Here is an 18986-nt window from a genome sequence, read left to right as displayed (position 1 = left end):
AATGAGTGCAGTGATGAAAGACAACGCGCCGAACAAGACCCTTGTCAGCCTGCGTAATCTGAACAAGCATTACGGCGATTTCGCCGCCGTCGACAACATCAACCTGGATATCCAGAACGGCGAATTCCTGACCTTCCTCGGCTCCAGCGGTTCGGGCAAGTCGACCACCTTGTCGATGCTGGCCGGGTTCGAGACACCGAGCAGCGGCGAGATCCTGGTCGACGAGCAATCGCTGGTCAATGTGCCGCCGCACAAGCGCGACATCGGCATGGTGTTCCAGCGCTACTCGCTGTTCCCGCACCTGTCGGTGCGCGACAACATTGCCTTCCCGCTGGCGATCCGCAAGCTCAGCGCCAGCGAGATCAGCAAGCGCGTCGACGCCATGCTCAAGCTGGTGCAGCTCGAGCAGTTCGCCCACCGCCGCCCGGCGCAGCTCTCCGGCGGCCAGCAGCAGCGCGTGGCGATTGCTCGCGCGCTGGTCTACGAGCCCCGCATCCTGCTGATGGACGAGCCGCTCGGCGCACTGGACAAAAAGCTGCGCGAAGACCTGCAGGACGAACTGCGCCAGCTGCACCGTCGCCTCGGTATCACCATCGTCTACGTGACCCACGATCAGGAAGAAGCCATGCGCCTGTCGCAGCGCATCGCCATCTTCAGCCACGGCAAGATCGTCGGCCTGGGCAGCGGTTATGACCTCTACCAGAACCCGCCGAATGCCTTTGTGGCGTCGTTCCTGGGCAACTCGAACTTCTTCCGGATCAAGGCCAGCAGCAACGGCGCCGGCAGTTTCGAAGGGCAGCCATTGGCGATTCGCCTGACCCCAGGACTGGTCGCCGGGCAGGACGCGCTGATCATGGTGCGCCCGGAAAAAGCCCTCGCCCTGAGCGCCGAACAGGCAGCGCGGGAGCCCTTGCCGGCAGGCTGGAACGAAGTCAGTGCCAAGGTCAGCGAAGTGTTGTTCCTTGGTGAAAGCCAGACCTGCCATGTGGTCAGCGCAGGCGGCACCGAGATGACAGTCAAGGCCTTGTCGGCAGCCGGTATGCCGATGCAGCCGGGCGACACGGTCAAGGTGCGCTGGGCGGTGGCCGATGCCTGCATCTACACCGAGTGGGCCGAGAGCGACCTGAGCAAGGCCGCCGGCGCGCACTGATCGACCAATGAACGGGGCTGGTGTGCGGCCCCGTTCAATCAGTTGGCTAAACGCCGGAACACCAGCCCCGAGAGCACACACAGCAGCGCCGACAGCAGCATCACTACAGCGATATCTTCGACAGACGTCTCGACCCGGCCATCAGCCGCGGCCAGGATCCCCAGCATCACCCCAGCCAGACTTACCGACATGGCCATGGTCAACTGCACCGACATCGCCGACAGCGAGCTGGCCGCCGCCGAGCGTTCGCCTGGCACATCCTGATAGCTCGCTGCACCCAGGGTGGAAAACTGCAACGAGCGCACCAGGCCTGCGGCAAACAGCACCACCGCCATCAACCACACTGCCGTATCGCGGTCGAACGCTGCGCACAAGGCGATGCCCACGCCGCTGAGCAGTGCGTTGCAGCTGAGTACCCGGCGGTAGCCGTAACGGCGTACCAGCGGCACTGCCAGCAACTTCATCAACAACGCCCCGACGCCGCCGCTGACCATCAACCACCCCGCCGCCAGTGGGCTCATGCCCAGGCTGTTTTGCAGCAACAGCACCAGCAGAAACGGCTGTGCCGCCGAGCCCAGCCGGAACAGCCCCCCGCCCGCCTGGGCAACACCGAAGCTGCGCAGGCGCAACAGGCTCAAGTCGACCAGTGGGCTGGCATGGCGGCGGGCATGCAGCCAATAGCCGAGGGCAAACAGCCCGCCGGCGGCGATCAGCGCGAGGGCCCATGGCCGCGGCAGCTGGCCAAGGCCTAGCGACTCCAGGCCAGCCACCAGCAGCGCCAACGCGCCGCCGCTGAGCAGCAGGCCGCGATAGTCCAGTGGCGGTACACTGCGCGCCGGAAAGTCCGGCACATGTTTGAGAATCAACCAGCAGCCAAGCAGGCAGATCGGCAGGTTGACCAGAAAGATCCAGTGCCACGACAGCACCGTCACCAACAAACCGCCCAGCAGCGGCCCCAGCAACGGCCCGACCAATGCCGGCAACGCCAGCCACGACATCGACTGCAGCAACTGATCGCGGCTCGACCAGCGCAGGATGATCACCTGCCCCACCGGCGTCATCAGCGCTGCGGCAGCACCTTGCAGCATGCGCCCGAGGCACAGTTGCCAGAGCGTGTCAGCCAGCGCACAGGTAAGCGAGGCGCCGGTAAACAAGCCCATCGCCAGCAGCATTACCTGCCGTGGGCGAAAACGCTCGGCCGCCCAGCCGCTGATCGGCACGCACAGCGCCAGGGCCAGCATGTACAGCGAGACCACCAGGTTCATGCGCAGCCCCGGCTCGCCAAAATCGGCGGCCATGCTCGGCAGCGCGGTCATCACCGCCGTGCTGTCGAGCAGTTCCATGAACAGCGCAGCGCCGATGATCACCGGCACCTTGGGGCTTTGCAGATGGCCGACCAAAGCCGCCGGCTGAGCCGTCAAAACAGCCCCGAGACGGGTGGCCGGGTGCCCTTGAGCTGCCAGGCGCCGACTACCGCCGCCTTCCAGTGGCGCGGGTTGTGGTTGGCCACCGTGCGCGCATTGCGCCAGTGCCGGTCGAGGTTGTGCTGACGGCCAGTGGTCGAGGCACCGCCGACATCGAACAGGGTTTCGCCGGCTTTCAGCGCCAATTCGGCTGCCAGGTACTGCGCTTGGGCGACTTCCAGTGCAGCCTGCTCGACGGCACTTTCATCCAGCTGCGCGGCCCAGGCGCGATCGATACTGGCGGCGGCCTTGAGCACCAGTGCCTCGGCACCGAAAGCCCTGGCGGCAATATCGCCCACCGACAATTGCACGTACGGGTCATCGACCGACTGGCTGGCGCTGCTGTGCTTGATCGGCCGTGCATGCTCACGGGCAAACTGGCCCGCGTCGTTCAGGGCATTGCGGGCGATACCAGCCAGCACGGTGCCGAGAAACAGCTGCAGGAACGGCGTGACGATGGTGCGTTTGCCCTCCTCCACGGTGCGCGTGCGGATGTCGCTGGCCTCGACCCGCACGTTGTGCAGGTGGGTGGTGCCGCTGGCGGTCAGGCGCTGGCCCATGGCATCGAAGTCGTCGACCAGCTCCAGTCCTTCGCGGTCACGCGGCAGGATGAACGACACCGGCTGCTCGTCCTCGTCCAACGCCACCGCGCTGACGTAGTCGGCAAACAGCGCCCCGGTGCTATAGAACTTGCTGCCGTTGGCGCGGAAGTGATCGCCCTCGCGCACCAAACGCGCGGCAATGGCGCCATTGGCACCGCCCAGCTCCCAGCCGGCATTGCCGATCACCGCACCTTGCAGGTACACGGCAAACCAGCGCACGCGCTCCTGTTCGGCACCCTCGGCGCTGGCCGCGAGCAGGCCTTCGACAAAGGCGAAGCCCGGGCGCAGCGCCTGGGCGACGTTGGAGTCGGCGGCGGCCACCTGCAGCAGCAACTCGATCACATCACTGACGCTGCCACCAGGGCCGCCGTACTGCTGCGGGATACGCACGGTGTACAGGCCAGCTGCGGCCAGCTCGGCGATGGCCGCATAGGGTAGCCGGCGTTCGCGCTCACGCTCGGCAGCGCCGGCGGCAATCGCCGGCAGCAAGGCGCTGACACGGGCCTTCAGCGCGGCGACGGTATTGGCTGGGGCTTGGGCAGGCAAACGTTGAAAGGTAGTCATGGGGCAGTCCTTAGATGGCAATTTTCCACAGTCTTGCTTCGTCGAACAGGTCGAAGGCCTCATGCTCGAGGTCGAGCGGCGGTACGACCAATTCAGTGCCCGCGCCGGGCAGGCGCGGTACTGAGCCAAGCAGACGCTGGGTGTATTTATGGGCCGGCTGCCGGAACAGCTGCTCGACCGGTGCATGCTCGACGACCTGGCCGTGACGCATCACCAGCACGTCGTCGCTGACATGGCGGATCACCCCCAGGTCGTGGGAGATAAACAGGTAGGCCAGGCCCAGTTCGTCCTGCAGATCAGCGAGCAGATCCAGCACCTGCGCCTGCACCGAGACGTCCAGCGCCGATACCGGCTCGTCGCAGATGATCAGCTTCGGCTCGCTTGCGATGGCGCGGGCGATCGCCACGCGCTGACGCTGGCCGCCCGACAGCTGCAAAGGACGGCGCTGGGCCAGGTCCGCGGCAAGGCGCACCTGATTGAGCAGCACGGCAATCCGCGCCGGCCGTGCTGGCGCCTCGACGCCGGCGACCTGCAAGGCATCATCCAAAATCTGCGCAACCGTCCAGCGCGGGTCGAACGAACCGAGCGGGTCTTGATAGATCACGCTGATTTCGCGGCGCAGCGGCCGCCGGCTGGCCTCGGCGATGGCATCGTCGGGCAGGTTCCAGGGTTTGCCGCGATAGAGCACCTGGCCCTGGTCTGGCGTCAGCAGGCCCAGCGCCAGGCGCGCCACGGTGGTTTTGCCCGAGCCGGACTCACCAACGATGCCTAGCGTGCGGCCGGCGTGCAGGGTGAAGCTGACGCCCTGCACCACTTGCCGCGCCAGCCCGTCCGGGCCGGTGTAGCGCTTGCCCAGGTCACGGCCTTCGAGCAGGACCTCGCCCAGGCCACGGTTGACCAGCCTGGGCGTGCTGGCCACGCGTTGCGGCGACAGCCGGGTGCCCCGCGGATGCTCGGCTGGCACCGCCGCCAGCAACGCCTTGGTGTAGGCATGTCGAGGCTCGCGCAGCACCTGCTGCATCGGCCCCTGCTCGACCACTTCGCCATGGCGCAGCACCAGCACCTCGTCAGCCAACTGGGCAACCACGGCCAGGTCGTGGCTGATGATCAGCAGCGACGCACCGCGCGCCTTGATCTGCTGAAACACCTGCAGAATCTGCGCCTGCACCGTGGCATCCAGCGCGGTGGTTGGCTCGTCGGCGATCACCAGCGCCGGCTGCATGGCCAGCGCGCTGGCGATCAGGGCGCGCTGACGCAAGCCTCCCGACAGCTGTCCGGGGCGCTGGCGGGCGCGTAGTGCAGGGTCCGGCACGCCGACCAGCTCAAGCAGTTCATGCACCCGCGCCGCACGCTGCTGGCGGTCGCCGTAGCCATGGGTCTGCAACACTTCAAGGATCTCTTTGCCGACCGGTCGCAACGGGTCGAGCGAGACCAGCGCATCCTGCAAGACAAAGCCGATGTCTTTGCCGCGCACCTGCCGCCACTGACGCTCGCTGAGATCAAGCAGGTCGTGGTCGGCAAAGCGCAACTGACGCGCCGACACCACGGCGCCCGTGCCGGTCAGGCCGACCAGGCTCCGGGCGCTGACGCTCTTGCCCGAGCCGGACTCGCCGACCAAGGCCACGCAGCGCCCGGGCGCCAGGGTAAAGCTCAGGTCGCGGACCACACTCTGGCCGGCGAACGACACCGTCAGGCCGTCGACGATCAAGGTCTTGTCACTCATGCTTGGCGGCCCTCCAGGCGTTGTTGAATGAAGCGCCCCGTGACCGTCGTGGCCAGGGTGGTAAGAACGATGAACAGCCCAGGGAAGAACGTCAGCCACCAGGCGCTGGCGATGAAGTCGCGGCCCATCGACAGCATGGTCCCCCACTCCGGTGCCGGCGGCCGGGCGCCTAGGCCTAGAAAACTCAGCGCCGAGGCCCAGACAATGGCCTGGCCGACGCCCATGGTCATGGTCACCACCAGTGGGCGCATGGCGTTGGGCAGCAGTTGGCGCAGCACAATCCGCGAGGTGGGATGGCCGAGCGCGCGCGCCGCTTCAATGTAGCCGGCGTTGCGCACCGCCAGCAGCTGGCCGCGCACCATGCGCGCGTAACCGGGCGCACCCCCCAGGCCGGTGGCAACGATCAGCGTGCCGACGCCGCTGCCGAACACCGCCACGAACAGCAACGCCAGGATCAAGCTGGGGAAGGCAAACAGCACCTCCAGCAGCCAGCCGACAGCGCGGTCGACCCGCGCACCACCGAGGCCGCCAAGCAAGCCCAGGCTGATTGCGATGGTCATCGACAACGCCGTGGCGGCGACGCCGATCAGCAGGCTCTGGCGGGCGCCGTGAATGATCCGCGCAAAGATGTCGCGTCCGGATTGATCAGTGCCCAGCCAGTGCGCCCAGCTCGGCGCCTGGAACGCATCGCGCGGCACGATTGCCAGTGGGTCGACGTGGGTAAATAGCTGGGGAAACAGCGCAGCCAGCAGTAACGCGGCCAGAAACAGCAGGGCCAGGCTTGCGCCGACTGGCGGCAGGTTGATCCGTCGCTGACGGTGCAGCGGCGCCTGCACACGGTCAAGTATCAGGTCGCTCATGGCGTGGCCTCCTGTTGGCGGGGGTCGATCCACTGGTAGAGCAGGTCCACCAGAATGTTGGCCAGCACATAGCCCGCGGCAACTACCAGGCTGATGCCGATCACCAGCGGCATGTCCTGGGCCTGCACCGCCTGATACAGCTGGCGGCCGATGCCCTTGCGGGAAAAGATCACTTCGCACACCACCGCGCCGCTGATCAGCGCGCCAATGGCCCAACCCGACAGCGAAACCCCGGGCAACAAGGCGTGGCGCAAGGCATGCCGGAAGCGCACGGCCAGGTCACTCAAGCCACGGCTGCGGGCGGTGAGAATGAACGGTTGTTCCAGGGTCAGCTCGAGCGACTCGCGGGTCACCTGGGCAATGAAACCCGCCAGCGGAATGGCCAGAGAAAATGCCGGCAATACCAAACTGGCCAGGCTGTCGCTGCCCGCCGGCGGGAACCAGCGCAGGCCAAAGGCAAATACCGCCAGCAGCACCACGCCAAGCCAGAAGTGCGGCAAGGCGGCGCTGAGGGTTTCGGCCAGCGAGGCCAGCCCGCCGATCAGACGACCGCGCCCGGCGGTGATCACCGTCAGCAACAACACCAGCACCCAGGCCAGCAACAACGCGGCGATGGTCAGCTCAAGCGTCGCACCGCCCTGCTCGGCCAGCACCCGCGTCACCGGCAGGTGCTGCGAGTAGGACAGGCCAAGGTCGCCTTGCAGCAGGCGGCCCAGGTACAGCAGGTATTGCACGGCCAGCGGTTTATCCAGACCGAACTCGATGCGCGTGGCTTCGATGGTTTCCGGACTGGGGTTGCCGCTGGGACCACCGAGAATCGCCAGCACCGGATCGCCCGGCATCAGACGCAAGGCAAAAAACGTAAGCGTCGCCACGGCCCACAGCACCAGCAACCCGCCACCAAGGCGGATTACGGCGCGGCGGCCGAGTGCGGCCAGGCGCTCGCGGCGCGGGTCGGCTATTGCCAGTTCAGTTGCACTGCTCATTTGATCACCCAGGCGTCATACAGGTAAGTGACCGCCAACGACGGCTCCAGGCGCACGCCTCGGGCGGTCTTGTAGATGCCCAGGCGAGTGCTTTGCGGATAGGTGGTGAGCTGCAGGTATTGCCCGGCGGCTTGCGCCTGGGCCTGCTGATACAGCGCGCGGCGCTGCTCCGGCTGCTGCGTGGCCAGGGCCTGATCAAGCAGGCTGTCGAAGCCGGGATCGGCGTAGCCTGAGGAATTCTGGTGGTAGCCACCGACCCCGGCCGGCTGGACGAAAGCCGAGCTGAAGATGATCCGCAGCACGTCCGGGGTGTTGGTGTTCCAGTAACCAATGCGGATGTCGTAGTCCCAGGCGGCCTGCCGGGCCGTGACCTGCACATCGCTCATCTGCTCCAGCACCAGCTCTATCCCGGCCTCGCGGGTGGTGGCCTGGACCTGCTCCCACAAGGTCAGCTCCGACGGCGGTGTGCGTGCCCCGATCAACACCGTTGCGCGCAGGCGCTTGCCGTCTTTGCTGCGGTAGCCCTCGGCATCGCGGCTGGTCCAGCCAGCGTCATCGAGCAGCTTGGCGGCGCGGGCCGGCTGGTACTCCTGGCTGTGCTCGAAATCGGCACTGTAGAACGGCGTGGCCATGCTCAGCGGGCCGCCGGCGCGGGGGAATTCACCGAAATAAACGCTCTTCAGCGCGCCCTCGATATCGGCGCTGCGCACAAAGGCTTCGCGCACGCGGATGTCATCGAACGGGGCGCGACGCAGGTTGAAAGTGCCGTTGGTGGGGTTACCCGGGCGTTGGGCGACGATCAGCTCGACATCCGGGTTGCGCCGTGCGGCCTCGTGGGATTCGGGCGGCAGGGTTTCGATCACATCGACTTCGCCTGCCTGCAGCGAGGCAAAGCGTACCGACGGCTCCTGGATGAACTTCCACACGATCCGTTCCAGGTAAGCCGGGCCCTGGTGCTGGGCGGTTGGCGGCGCCCAGTTATAGTCCGGGTTGCGCACCAGCTCAACCTGGTTCTGCCGGTCCCAGCGCACCACCTTGAACGGCCCGCTGCCGACCGGGCTTTCGCAGTTGACGTCACGGCTGCGCTTGAGCGCGGTAGGCGACTGAATACCGAGAAAGCCCTGCGCCAGCACTTCGAGAAACGCTGCATAGGGCGTTGCCAGGTGGACCACAGCGGTGTAGTCGTCGATCACATCGGTGCCACGATACTGGCGGATATAGCCACCGGCGGTACTCGACTGGGTCTTGGGGTTGGCCATGTGATCGAGGTTGGCCTTGACCGCCTCGGCATTGAACGGCGTGCCATCGGTAAAGCGCACATCGCGGCGTAGCTGGAAGGTGTAGCTGAGGCCATCCGCGGCGACCTGCCAGTGCGTGGCCAGCCACGGGCCGATGCGCCCTTGGCTGTCCATCGACACCAGCGAGTCGAGGTATTGCTGAGCAACGAATACCTGCGGCATGTCCCCGGCGACGTGCGGGTCAAGGCAGGTTGGTTCGCGGTCGGTGGCGTACACCAGTGTGCCGCCGTGGACCGGCTGATCGCCATGGGCGTTGACCTGCTCGGTGCGTTCGCAGCCGACCAGCATCAATGCTGCACTGAGCAAGGTCAGGGGGAGGATGGAGTTATTCAAGGATGCTCCTGCACGGGCCCAAGGGGTGTGCAAGGGCTATTGCAGGACCTGTGCCTGGTTTCAACGCCCTGATTTTGCTGGGTTTGACCTTATTGGCAGTGAATGGCGACGGGCAAACTGTTGCACTGCTGTTGGCCTGCGGACAGTAACGGCCAGCGGCCTGCTGAGAATGCAAATAATTCCCAGCAAGTACCGCACTTTCTTCAGCAAGAAAGGTCTACTCCCTCTTTTGCCGATAATGTTCGACAATCGGCCGTTCAATTGCACCGCACGACGCAGGGCCAAAAGCCAGATGCTTGTGTAGGATGAGCAGCGCCGAGTCTCGCGCTGCCAGATAGGGAGATACACATGCGCGTCCTGTCATCCGTTGCCTGTCTTACCGTGCTGACGCTGGGCCTGGGTGTGTCTTGTGGCGCCCAGGCGTTCACCAGCGAGGAAGGGCAACTGATCGCGTCGATCAACGCCTACCGCAGCCAGCCGCAGAGCTGCGCCGGCGAAGGTTCGCTGGAGCTGCCGCCGTTGAGCAGCGATACCCGCCTGGCGCTGTCGCCGGAAGGCACCCGCGACCTGCAGCAGGCAATGTCCCGCGCGGCTTACCCGATGGTCAACGTGCAGGCGATCAGCCTGTCCGGGCCGCGCGATGCGCCGGCGGCGATGAAGGCCATCGCCGAAAGCTTCTGCCAGGTGGTGCTCGACCCGCAGTTCGTCGATATAGGCGTCAGCCAGGAAGGCCGCGACTGGCGCATCGTGCTGGCTCGGCCGCTGCTCAGTGGTCGCCTCGGTGACTGGCAGGCCGAAGGCCAGAAGCTGCTGCAGGAGATCAATGCAGCGCGCCAGCTGCCCCGCCAATGCGGTGGCCAGCCGTTCGCCGCCGCCGCGCCGCTCAGCTGGAACGCCACCTTGGCCGGCGTTGCTGCCGACCATACCCGGGCGATGGCCAATCAGAACTTCTTCGATCACATCGACCGTGATGGACGCACTCCGGGTGACCGCGCCGAACTGGCCGGCTACTCCTATCGGCTGGTCGGCGAAAACATCGCGGCCGGGCTGGACACTCCGCGCAAGGTCATCGATGGCTGGCTGGCCAGCCCAGGCCATTGCGCAACCCTGATGAACCCGGATTTCAGCGAACTGGGCGCGGCCTACGCCGTGGACCCCAAGAGCGATGCCGGGATCTACTGGACCGGCTTGTTTGGTGCGCCGCAATGATCGCCTGAGCTGAGTCCGCTCGCTCTGCAGTCATTGAAGCGGCGCCTTCAACCGCGCCGGCTACGCAGCACGAATATGCCCAGCGCCAGCAGTGGCAATGTGGCGCCCACCAGCGCTACGCCATGCCAGCCGAGCTGCTCATACAGTGGGCTGGCCAGCGCCGAGCCCGCTGCGCCGCCGACGAAGATGCTGGTCATGTACAGCGCATTCAATCGGCCGCGGCTGGCCGGGTCCAGCGCATACACCTCACGCTGGCCGATCACCATGTTCATCTGCACGGCGAAGTCCAGCAGTACCCCGCTCAGCGCCAGGCCGATCACGCTGAACCCCGGCGCGCTAAGGCCCAGCAACAGCGCCAGCGGCGCCAGCACCAATGCCAGCAGCGAGCCGCGGCGGGCATGCCCGGCATCAGCCAGCCGCCCCGCCAATGGCGCAGCGACTGCGCCGACTGCGCCCACCAGAGCGAACACTGCGATCTGGCTCTGCGACAGGCCATGCTCCCCGCTCAATGCCATCGGCACCGCCGTCCAGTACAGGCTGAACGCGGCGAACATCAACGCCTGATACAGCGAGCGCTGACGCAGTACCGGGTAGCGGCGCAACAGCCCTGCCAAAGAGGCCATCAGTTGCGCATAGCTGGCTTTGTGCTCAGGCACCCGCCGCGGCAAGGTCAGCGCCAGCAAGAGGATGATCGCCAGCATGATCCCGGCGGCGCCGACAAACACTGTGCGCCAGCCGAAGTGGTCAGCAACCACGCTCGCCAGTGGCCGTGCCAGCAGTATCCCCAGCAACAGGCCACCCATGATATTGCCCACCACGCGCCCGCGCTGTTGCTCAGGGGCAAGGTGCGCTGCCAGAGGAATGAGCATCTGCACCGACACCGAGCTGAAGCCGATCAACAAGGCATAGCCAAGAAACAAGCCACCCTGGCCATTGCTGCTGGTGCCCGCCAGGACGAGGCTGATGCAAGCCAGCACTGCGGTAGCAACCATCAGCCGGCGGTTTTCCACCAGGTCTGCCAGAGGCACCAGTAACAGCAGACCAAGCGCGTAGCCGAGCTGGGTCAGCGACACGATCAGGCTGGCGTGCTCGGCTGACAGGCCAAGGTCTGGCGCAATCAGGCCGACAATCGGCTGGGCGTAGTAGATATTGGCGACGATCGCGCCACAGCAAAACGCCAACAGGGTTACCAGGGCCCGACTCAGGCCTGCGGTGGAGGGCTGGCTGGCAGCGATGGATGGGCTCATGTGCAGGTGCCTCGGTGGATGATCAGGGAAGATGTTGTGCACGTTACCCAGCGGTGCAGGGCAAGAGAATCCAGCGGCTGCGCAAGGGGTCTTTGCGCGTAGCGCAACGCCCTGCCCTCACTCGCCCAGCAGTGCCTCGCAAAAGCCGACAAACGCCTGTACCCGGCGTGAGCCGCGGTGGTTGGGCAGGTACAGGGCATTGATCGCGTTGCTGGCGGAGCCGGGGCTGATCTGCCAATCAGGCAACAGCCGCAGCAAACGCCCGGCGGCGACGTCTTCGCGCACCAGCCAGTCGGCCAGCAAGGCAATGCCGGCGCCACTCAGTGCAGCTTCGCGCAGCACATCGGCGTTACTGCTGCGCAGCGGCCCGCTGATATCCAGCTCCAGCGTCTGCTCGTCACGTGACAGGCGCCACGGCCGAGCGGACTGCCCATAGCGAAAACGCAGGCAGGCGTGTTCATTGAGACCTCGTGGGTGCTCCAGCGGCGCGGGCCCGGCGAGGTACGCGGGGCTTGCCACCAGCCAGCGCTGAAAGCGTCCGAGCGGACGGCAGATCAGTTCGTCGCTGGGCGCGGCCTCGCCCAGGCGAATACTCACATCGTAGCGGCCCTCGAGCAGGTCATCGAAGCGATCACTCAGGTCGATGTCCAGCTCAAGCCCCGGATGCGTGGCGAGAAAGCGCCCCAGATGCGGCGCTATCACCCGCCGGCCGAACTCGACGGGCAGGCACAAACGCAGCACCCCGACGGGCTCCTCGCCACGGTCGCCGACATTGGCATCGGCCTCGGCCAATGCCTCGAGCACCTCGCGGCAGCGCTGGTAATAACTGGCGCCCGCCTCGGTCAGGCTGACTTGCCGGGTGGAGCGGTTGAGCAAGGCGGCGCCCAGTTCAGCCTCCAGGGCATCGACCAGGCGCGTCACTGAAGAGGTGGCGACCCCAAGGTTACGCGCTGCAGCCGAAAAGCCGCGCGCGTCGACGGTTGCCATGAAGGCCTTGATTGCCAGCAGCTTGTCCATCGCAGTTGATGTCCGCCAAATCGGCCAACCTTGCTCCAAATGGAGCCTGGGTGCAATCACGGCCAGCCTTACCTGACCAGTCCGCCAGCTTGACCGCAGCGGGCAGACGCAAAAATCTACCTCGACAAAGCCAGATCAAGCTTTTTCGCGAAATTTTCACATTATTGATTTCGCCGTTTTTAAGCTGGAGTTGGCGACTTGATCTAAGCTTTTCGAGGCATCTTGGCAAGCTCAGCCCTGCGACAATAGGTCTCAAGGGCAAATGTACCAACTTGTTAATTAGCTTGCTAAGGGCTTAAACTCCGCGTATTCCACCTGCGAGATCCTTGGCATGAACGACTCACCGCGCGCCTCAGGCGCCTCGAAAATCATTCTGGTTGGCCTGGGCGTGATCATCGCCCTGCTCGGCCTGCTGCTGGCTGCCGGCGGCATCAAGCTGGCCGGTCTGGGCGGCTCCTGGTACTTCCTGATCGGCGGCCTGGCCATGGCCATCGCCGGTATCCTCATCGCCCGCCGCAAGATCGCCGGCGCCTGGCTGTATGCCGCGTTCCTGCTCGGCACCGCGCTGTGGGCAGTGCTCGACACCGGCCTGGTGTTCTGGCCGCTGTTCTCGCGCCTGTTCATGTTTGCCGTGATCGGCACCGTAGTCGCGCTGGTGTACCCGCTGCTGGCCCGCGCCAACGGCACCGCCACTGGCCGCGGCGCCTACGCCGTCGCTGGCGTCATGGCGGTAGCAGTCGTGGTCGCGGCCGGCAACATGTTCGTCGCCCACCCAAGCGTTGCCCCAACTGGCAAAGGTCCGGGGTTGACCGCCGTCGAACCTGCGCAAGCGCAGAAAGACTGGGCTCACTACGGCAATACCGAAGGTGGCAGCCGCTTCGCCGCCCTCGACCAGATCAACCGTGGCAACGTCGACAAGCTGCAGGTCGCCTGGACCTACCACACCGGTGATGTCGCCCTCAGCGACGGCAACGGTGCCGAAGACCAGCTGACCCCATTGCAGGTCGGCAACAAGGTGTTCATCTGCACCCCGCACAACAACCTGATCGCACTCGACGCCGACACCGGCAAGGAGCTGTGGAAAAACACCATCAACGCCCAGTCGAAAGTCTGGCAGCGTTGCCGTGGCATGGCCTACTTCGACGCTAGCGCGCCGCTGGCCCAGCCCTCCCAGCCGAACAGCTCGCCGGTCGTTGCAGCCACGGTTGCCCCTGGCGCCAACTGCCAGCGCCGCCTGCTGACCAACACCATCGACGGTCGCTTGATTGCAGTCGACGCGGATACCGGCGAGTTCTGCCAAGGCTTTGGCAACAACGGCCAGGTCAACCTGATGGCGGGCCTGGGTGATGTCCCGGATTCGTACTATCAGCTGTCCTCGGCACCGCTGATGGCCGGCACCACCGTGGTGGTTGGCGGGCGTGTTGCCGACAACGTCCAGACTGACATGCCAGGTGGCGTGATCCGTGGTTTTGACGTGATCACCGGGCAAATGCGCTGGGCCTTCGACCCAGGCAACCCTGAAGACCGTAACGCCCCGACTGACGGCAGCACCTACGTGCGCAGCACGCCGAACAGCTGGGCGCCGATGTCCTACGACCCGGCAATGAACACCGTGTTCCTGCCGATGGGTTCGTCGTCCACCGACATCTATGGTGTAGAACGCAGCAAGCTCGACCACACCTACGGCGCATCGGTACTGGCGCTGGACGCTACCACCGGTAACGAGAAGTGGGTCTACCAGACCGTCCACAACGACCTGTGGGACTTCGACCTGCCGATGCAGCCGAGCCTGATCGACTTCATCAAGGACGACGGCCAGACCGTCCCTGCGGTGGTGATCGGCACCAAGGCCGGGCAGATCTACGTGCTCGACCGTGCCACTGGCAAACCGCTGACCCAGGTCGACGAAGTGCCGGTCAAGCCAAGCAACATCCCCAACGAACCGTACTCGCCGACCCAACCGAAGTCAGTCGGCATGCCGCAGATCGGCGCGCAGACCCTGACCGAATCGGACATGTGGGGCGCAACCCCGTATGACCAATTGCTGTGCCGCATCGACTTCAAGAAGATGCGCTACGACGGCCTCTATACCGCGCCAGGCACCGACCTGTCGCTGAGCTTCCCGGGCTCGCTGGGCGGCATGAACTGGGGCAGCATCTCCACCGATCCGGTGCATGGCTTCATCTTCGTCAACGACATGCGCCTGGGGCTGTGGGTCCAGATGATCCCGTCGCAGAACCAGGGCAAAGCCGCCGGTGGTGGCGAAGCGCTGAACACCGGCATGGGCGCGGTACCGCTGAAAGGCACGCCGTACGCGGTGAACAAGAACCGCTTCCTGTCGATTGCCGGCATCCCTTGCCAGGCGCCACCATTCGGCACCCTGACCGCGATCGACATGAAGACCCGCCAGGTCGCCTGGCAAGTGCCGGTCGGCACCGTTGAAGACACCGGCCCGCTCGGCATCCGCATGCACCTGCCGATCAAGGTTGGCCTGCCGACGCTGGGTGGCACCTTGTCGACCCAAGGCGGCCTGGTGTTCATCGCCGGCACCCAGGACTTCTACCTGCGCGCTTTCAACAGCGGCAACGGTGAGGAGGTCTGGAAAGCCCGCCTGCCCGTCGGCAGCCAGGGTGGCCCGATGACCTACGTCTCGCCCAAGACCGGCAAGCAATACGTGGTCGTCACCGCTGGCGGTGCCCGCCAGTCGACCGACCGTGGCGATTATGTAATGGCCTACGCCTTGCCATAACGCGCGTCACTTCCGTGCGGCATGAGGCCGCTCCTGCATACCCTTTGCAGGAGCGGCCTCATGCTTTCAGCGGCGCTATTTATCACCACCTCGCGATTCCCAGGAAAGCTGCGCAATGTCCTCCGTGTTCCGTTTTACCCCTACCCGCATCACCGCCAGCCTGCTGCTGGTACTGGCCAGCAACGGCGCCATGGCCGAAGCCGATCTGCTCCAGCGCAGCACCCTCAGTGGTGACTGGGGCGGTTTGCGCCATCAACTTGAAGACGATGGCGTCAAGTTCAGCGCCGACTACAGCGGCGAGACCGCCTACAACGCTGATGGCGGCCTGCACCGCTCGGCGCGCTATTCGCAGAACATCAAGTTGGGCGTGCAGTTCGACTTGTCCCGCTTGTATGGGGTGGATAACGCCGGCAAGGTCCAACTGAGCATTAACGACCGCCGCGGCCACAGCGCCTCGGAGGAACTGGTAGGCAACCGCCTGCCGATCCAGGAAAACTTCGGCGGCCTGTACACACGCCTGACCGAGCTCAGCTACGAACGCAACTTCACTCCGGCGCTGAACATCAAGCTCGGCTACATGGCCATGGGCAACGACCTCGGCGGCCTCGACAGCGGCATCCTGTGCAACTTCATGAACGCCGGTTTCTGCGGCCATCCGCTGAACATGTCCGGCGGCAGTGGCTGGACCAACTACCCCAATGCGCGGCTCGGTGCGCGGGTCAAATATGACCTTTCGCCGGCCTGGCAAGTGCGCGTGGCGGCGTTCAACGTTGACCCCGAAAGCAACGGCAATTCCAGCCGTGCCTGGAAGCTGGGCCCCAAGCACACCACAGGCACGGTGGTGCCGGTAGAGCTGGTGTACAAACTGCGAGGCGAACTGCCGGGTGAGTACAAGCTGGGTTACTACTACGACAGCTCCAACGTCAAACGCATTGGCAGTGATGACGAAGTGGCTGGCCGAGGTGGGCACTACCTGTTGATTGATCAGGCGGTATGGAATGACCCCGCCCTGGCCGGCCGTAGCCTGCATGCGTTTGGTCAATACTCGGCGTCGAGCAAGGCGGCATCGCCGTTTACCAAGTGGTATGGCACGGGCGTGGTGCTGTACCAGCCGTTTGCAGGCCGCCCGCGGGACACCTTGTCGTTGGGCTATGGCCGAGCAGTGCCGAATCCACGTAGTCGGGATGTGCTGGAGGATGCCGCTGCTGCCAGTGATCGCGAGTTCCCGAATATCGACAGTGCTGAGCAGTTGATCGAGCTGAGCTATGGATATCAGGCCACGCCCTGGCTGAATCTGCGGCCGGACGTGCAGTACATCATCGAGCCTGGAGCGTTTTCCGGGACTGATATCGATAATGCGCTGGTGGTGGGATTGCAGGTCAAGGCCAGCTTCTGATTGGGGCTGGCTTGGTGGGCTGTGTGGGGTTGTTGGCTTATCCTTTCCTGGTGTTGGCCAATGCTGCCCCTTTCGCCTTTACGGGCCGTCCCTTTCAAGGTCTCTGCATGTTTCTGAATTTTTCTCTGTTTTGAGATTGCTGGGCCCGCTGCGCGGCCCTTCGCGGGCAAGCCCGCTCCCACAGAGTTCGCGATACTTTCAGGTCAGCATTAATCCCTTAAGTCCGTCGCCCCGGCAACCTCTATCAATACTGACCAAGCCACTCTCAGGCAACGCGGACCCTGTGGGAGCGGGCTTGCCCGCGAAGGGCTGCAAGGCAGCCCCGCTGTTGATGTGCGCCAGCGCAGCGAGGCGTGATTTTGATCTTGATCTTGATCCTTCAGCGATTCAGAGGCAATACCGGAGCAAGGCGGAACATTCAATACTGCTCTATCTTGATTATTGCAACGACGATCAGTATCCAGACGCATCCAACAATAGTCAGCCACAAAGACGTCAGCATCCTTTTTTTCAATCCGGCCGGAAACGCACGCAGCTCCTCAATGCTTAGTAACCCTCTTCGAATGTGCGGACCTGGCAGAAGCAACAAACCGCACATATTGCAAACAAGCATCCAGCGCGAGCGTACACTTGAAACGCCCATGTAATTCTTTTGCTGCTCAAGCCACGGACTACTTTTGATAGCAGACAGCGCGATGAAGAAGTCTCGACTGCATGCAATATAAAAGCTTAACGCCAAGCCTGATAGAACAATCATTGTAGGGCACACCAATATAACTATGCGAAACATTGGCGACCAACTGCTGAACTCAATCATAATATTGCTCATAAAGTGACTCGGCTACTACTTCTCCAACCATTTCACCTAGCATGCCGCCGGCCAATGAGCCAGCACCTACGAGCACCAAGCCACATACAGGGGCGCCTAAGCCAGCAGATACAACAGAGAACACGCCACAAAATCCTGTAGCAACTGCTCCACCCAACTGAGCTCCGGCTCCCCCTCCTGCTATTCCTCCCGAGAAGCTGCCTGCTTCGGTCAGTCGAATTTTTTTACACTCGGCTGCCTCGCCAGCTCGGCACACCTCCTGAACCTTTAAATAAGAAGATACCGCCCCCAAACCAATAGCCACAGCGCCGCCGCGGTTTAGATACTTTGATGCACCCGCCACCTCATCCAAATGCGTGGCATACCCCGGAATCTGCCCCGGCCCTCCGGCCTTTGACCAGTGATGAACCAGGCTCTTGGTAGAAATCTTCAAATCACGACGAAGACGCTCGTAAGGGCCAAGGTTCAATCGCTTGTTCAAAAACGCCGCCTTCAACTGTCCATCCAGTTGCCTGAGCAACTTCTGTCGACTGGCAAAAAACTCCGGGCTGTTCAGGTGGCCGAACTTGGCGAACTGCTGTTTGTGTAACTGGTCGACTTCGAGCAAGGTCGCCCGGACCTGCCTCAGGCCTTGCTCCAGTACATCCTTACCGACACCCATGGACTGGCTCGCGCCTGTCAGCAATCCTGCAATTTCAGCCTGATGCTCCATCATGAATTCGGCCTCGTCGTAGTCGAGCAGCGCCAACGAATCACGGGCCTGCTGTGCGGCGGCCATCAGTTGAGCTTCTTCGCGGGTGCAGGCGTCGCCGTTGTCGGGGTTCCCGATGACGAAAATCTCTCCGGCCTTGAAGCCGTCCTTGAAGGTCGGGTTGAGCATCTGCAGGCGCGAGATCGGCAAGGTGCTGTCCTGCTCGGCTAACTGCATCAGCACCTGCGGGAAGGACATGTTGCGCTGGACAATATGGAAGCCTGGCTCATTGATGTACGGCCGGCTATCAACGAAGTGCACAGGCTGACCAAAGCTCTGCGCGCTTGGGCCGACCACGCGCGATGACCTTGTCTCCCGCCAGGGTGGGACAAAATCAGGTGGCGCTACAACTCGGTTGGTACCGGGCGGGCAAGCGCACAGCACCAGCGAACCATCGACCGCCACTTCGCTGCCATCGGAGATAAAGCATGGCGCGCCTTCGGCAACGGTGCCTGGTTCGGCGCACAACGGGCAGGCCGTGGTCTTGTCGCCGACACGCAGGACCATGCGCCCATCACAGATGTAGCCATCACCCGTGGCGATGCACACCGCACCCGTTGTCGTATCATCGCCATCGACAGCTTGACCTTTACCGTCAATTATCACGCGCATCTGCAAACGCCCTGTGCTGGTTGAGCCAGGGAAACTAGCAGCTTCTGACCGGTATTTTTCCCCGCCAAAAGCGAACAGGATGCGTCCTACAGCAGCGAGAGAAATGCCTTACGTTTGAACACACTATCTAACGGTTTACAGAGCAGACACATGGCCTCGGGCCGTCAAACAGTGAGCCACCGGTACAGCAGAAGCGC

14 protein-coding genes are annotated in these 18986 nt (G+C 64.0%); 4 read left to right on the top strand and 10 right to left on the bottom strand.

Translation table 11 applies throughout. The features are described 5' to 3' along the window. The first annotated feature begins 1 nt into the window (after position 1). Positions 2-1150 carry an ABC transporter ATP-binding protein gene (locus K3F44_RS05055; protein WP_101318767.1) on the top strand — a complete coding sequence of 383 codons (1149 nt, stop codon included), beginning with the start codon at positions 2-4 and terminating at the stop codon, positions 1148-1150. A 38-nt stretch (positions 1151-1188) separates the two neighbouring features. Here K3F44_RS05055 and K3F44_RS05050 read toward each other — a convergent pair whose 3' ends face one another. The 6 genes from K3F44_RS05050 to K3F44_RS05025 are packed head-to-tail and all read right to left on the bottom strand — an operon-like array spanning position 1189 to position 8934. Next, positions 1189-2571 carry an MFS transporter gene (locus K3F44_RS05050; protein WP_150569477.1) on the bottom strand — a complete coding sequence of 461 codons (1383 nt, stop codon included), beginning with the start codon at positions 2569-2571 and terminating at the stop codon, positions 1189-1191. Then, entirely contained in the window at positions 2568-3779 is a 1212-nt protein-coding gene (locus K3F44_RS05045) for an acyl-CoA dehydrogenase family protein (protein WP_101318763.1), read from the bottom strand. Before K3F44_RS05045 ends, K3F44_RS05050 begins: the two co-directional genes overlap by 4 nt. Before the next feature lie 10 nt (positions 3780-3789). Next, entirely contained in the window at positions 3790-5502 is a 1713-nt protein-coding gene (locus K3F44_RS05040; protein WP_188035783.1) for an ABC transporter ATP-binding protein, read from the bottom strand. After that, positions 5499-6362 (bottom strand): ABC transporter permease, encoded by an 864-nt coding sequence (locus K3F44_RS05035; protein ID WP_220633458.1) that lies wholly within the window; start codon positions 6360-6362, stop codon positions 5499-5501. The genes K3F44_RS05040 and K3F44_RS05035 overlap by 4 nt, the downstream gene beginning before the upstream one ends. Continuing rightward, complete coding sequence (locus K3F44_RS05030; RefSeq protein ID WP_150569481.1) at positions 6359-7348, bottom strand: ABC transporter permease; 990 nt, start codon at positions 7346-7348, stop codon at positions 6359-6361. Before K3F44_RS05030 ends, K3F44_RS05035 begins: the two co-directional genes overlap by 4 nt. Then, the gene (locus K3F44_RS05025) at positions 7345-8934 is read right to left on the bottom strand and encodes an ABC transporter substrate-binding protein (protein WP_220634142.1); all 1590 of its coding nucleotides are present in this window, start codon (positions 8932-8934) and stop codon (positions 7345-7347) included. Before K3F44_RS05025 ends, K3F44_RS05030 begins: the two co-directional genes overlap by 4 nt. A gap of 393 nt (positions 8935-9327) precedes the next feature. Between K3F44_RS05025 and K3F44_RS05020 the strand changes: the two genes are divergently transcribed. Then, positions 9328-10188 carry a CAP domain-containing protein gene (locus K3F44_RS05020; protein ID WP_101318755.1) on the top strand — a complete coding sequence of 287 codons (861 nt, stop codon included), beginning with the start codon at positions 9328-9330 and terminating at the stop codon, positions 10186-10188. Between the two features lie 47 nt (positions 10189-10235). Here the strand turns inward: K3F44_RS05020 and K3F44_RS05015 are convergent, their stop codons facing one another. Continuing rightward, on the bottom strand, positions 10236-11435 hold the full coding sequence (locus K3F44_RS05015) for an MFS transporter (protein ID WP_220633457.1): 1200 nt from the start codon (positions 11433-11435) through the stop codon (positions 10236-10238). Between the two features lie 117 nt (positions 11436-11552). After that, on the bottom strand, positions 11553-12452 hold the full coding sequence (locus K3F44_RS05010; protein ID WP_220633456.1) for a LysR family transcriptional regulator: 900 nt from the start codon (positions 12450-12452) through the stop codon (positions 11553-11555). 331 nt (positions 12453-12783) lie between these two features. Between K3F44_RS05010 and K3F44_RS05005 the strand changes: the two genes are divergently transcribed. Then, positions 12784-15201: a glucose/quinate/shikimate family membrane-bound PQQ-dependent dehydrogenase gene (locus K3F44_RS05005; RefSeq protein WP_220633455.1), complete on the top strand. Its 2418-nt coding sequence runs from the start codon at positions 12784-12786 to the stop codon at positions 15199-15201. Positions 15202-15316: 115 nt separating this feature from the next. Beyond that, the gene (locus tag K3F44_RS05000; RefSeq protein WP_220633454.1) at positions 15317-16597 is read left to right on the top strand and encodes a carbohydrate porin; all 1281 of its coding nucleotides are present in this window, start codon (positions 15317-15319) and stop codon (positions 16595-16597) included. Between the two features lie 418 nt (positions 16598-17015). On the opposite strand, the gene K3F44_RS04995 is transcribed toward K3F44_RS05000, so the two are convergent. Further along, positions 17016-17414 (bottom strand): hypothetical protein, encoded by a 399-nt coding sequence (locus tag K3F44_RS04995; protein WP_220633453.1) that lies wholly within the window; start codon positions 17412-17414, stop codon positions 17016-17018. After that, positions 17407-18789 (bottom strand): PAAR domain-containing protein, encoded by a 1383-nt coding sequence (locus tag K3F44_RS04990; protein WP_220633452.1) that lies wholly within the window; start codon positions 18787-18789, stop codon positions 17407-17409. Before K3F44_RS04990 ends, K3F44_RS04995 begins: the two co-directional genes overlap by 8 nt. Positions 18790-18986 lie beyond the last annotated feature (197 nt).

This window comes from Pseudomonas sp. S07E 245, assembly GCF_019599025.1.
Classification (GTDB): Bacteria; Pseudomonadota; Gammaproteobacteria; order Pseudomonadales; family Pseudomonadaceae; genus Aquipseudomonas; species Aquipseudomonas shirazensis.
The sequence above is the reverse complement of the archived record's forward strand: the minus strand, read 5'-3'. Positions and strand labels throughout refer to the sequence as shown.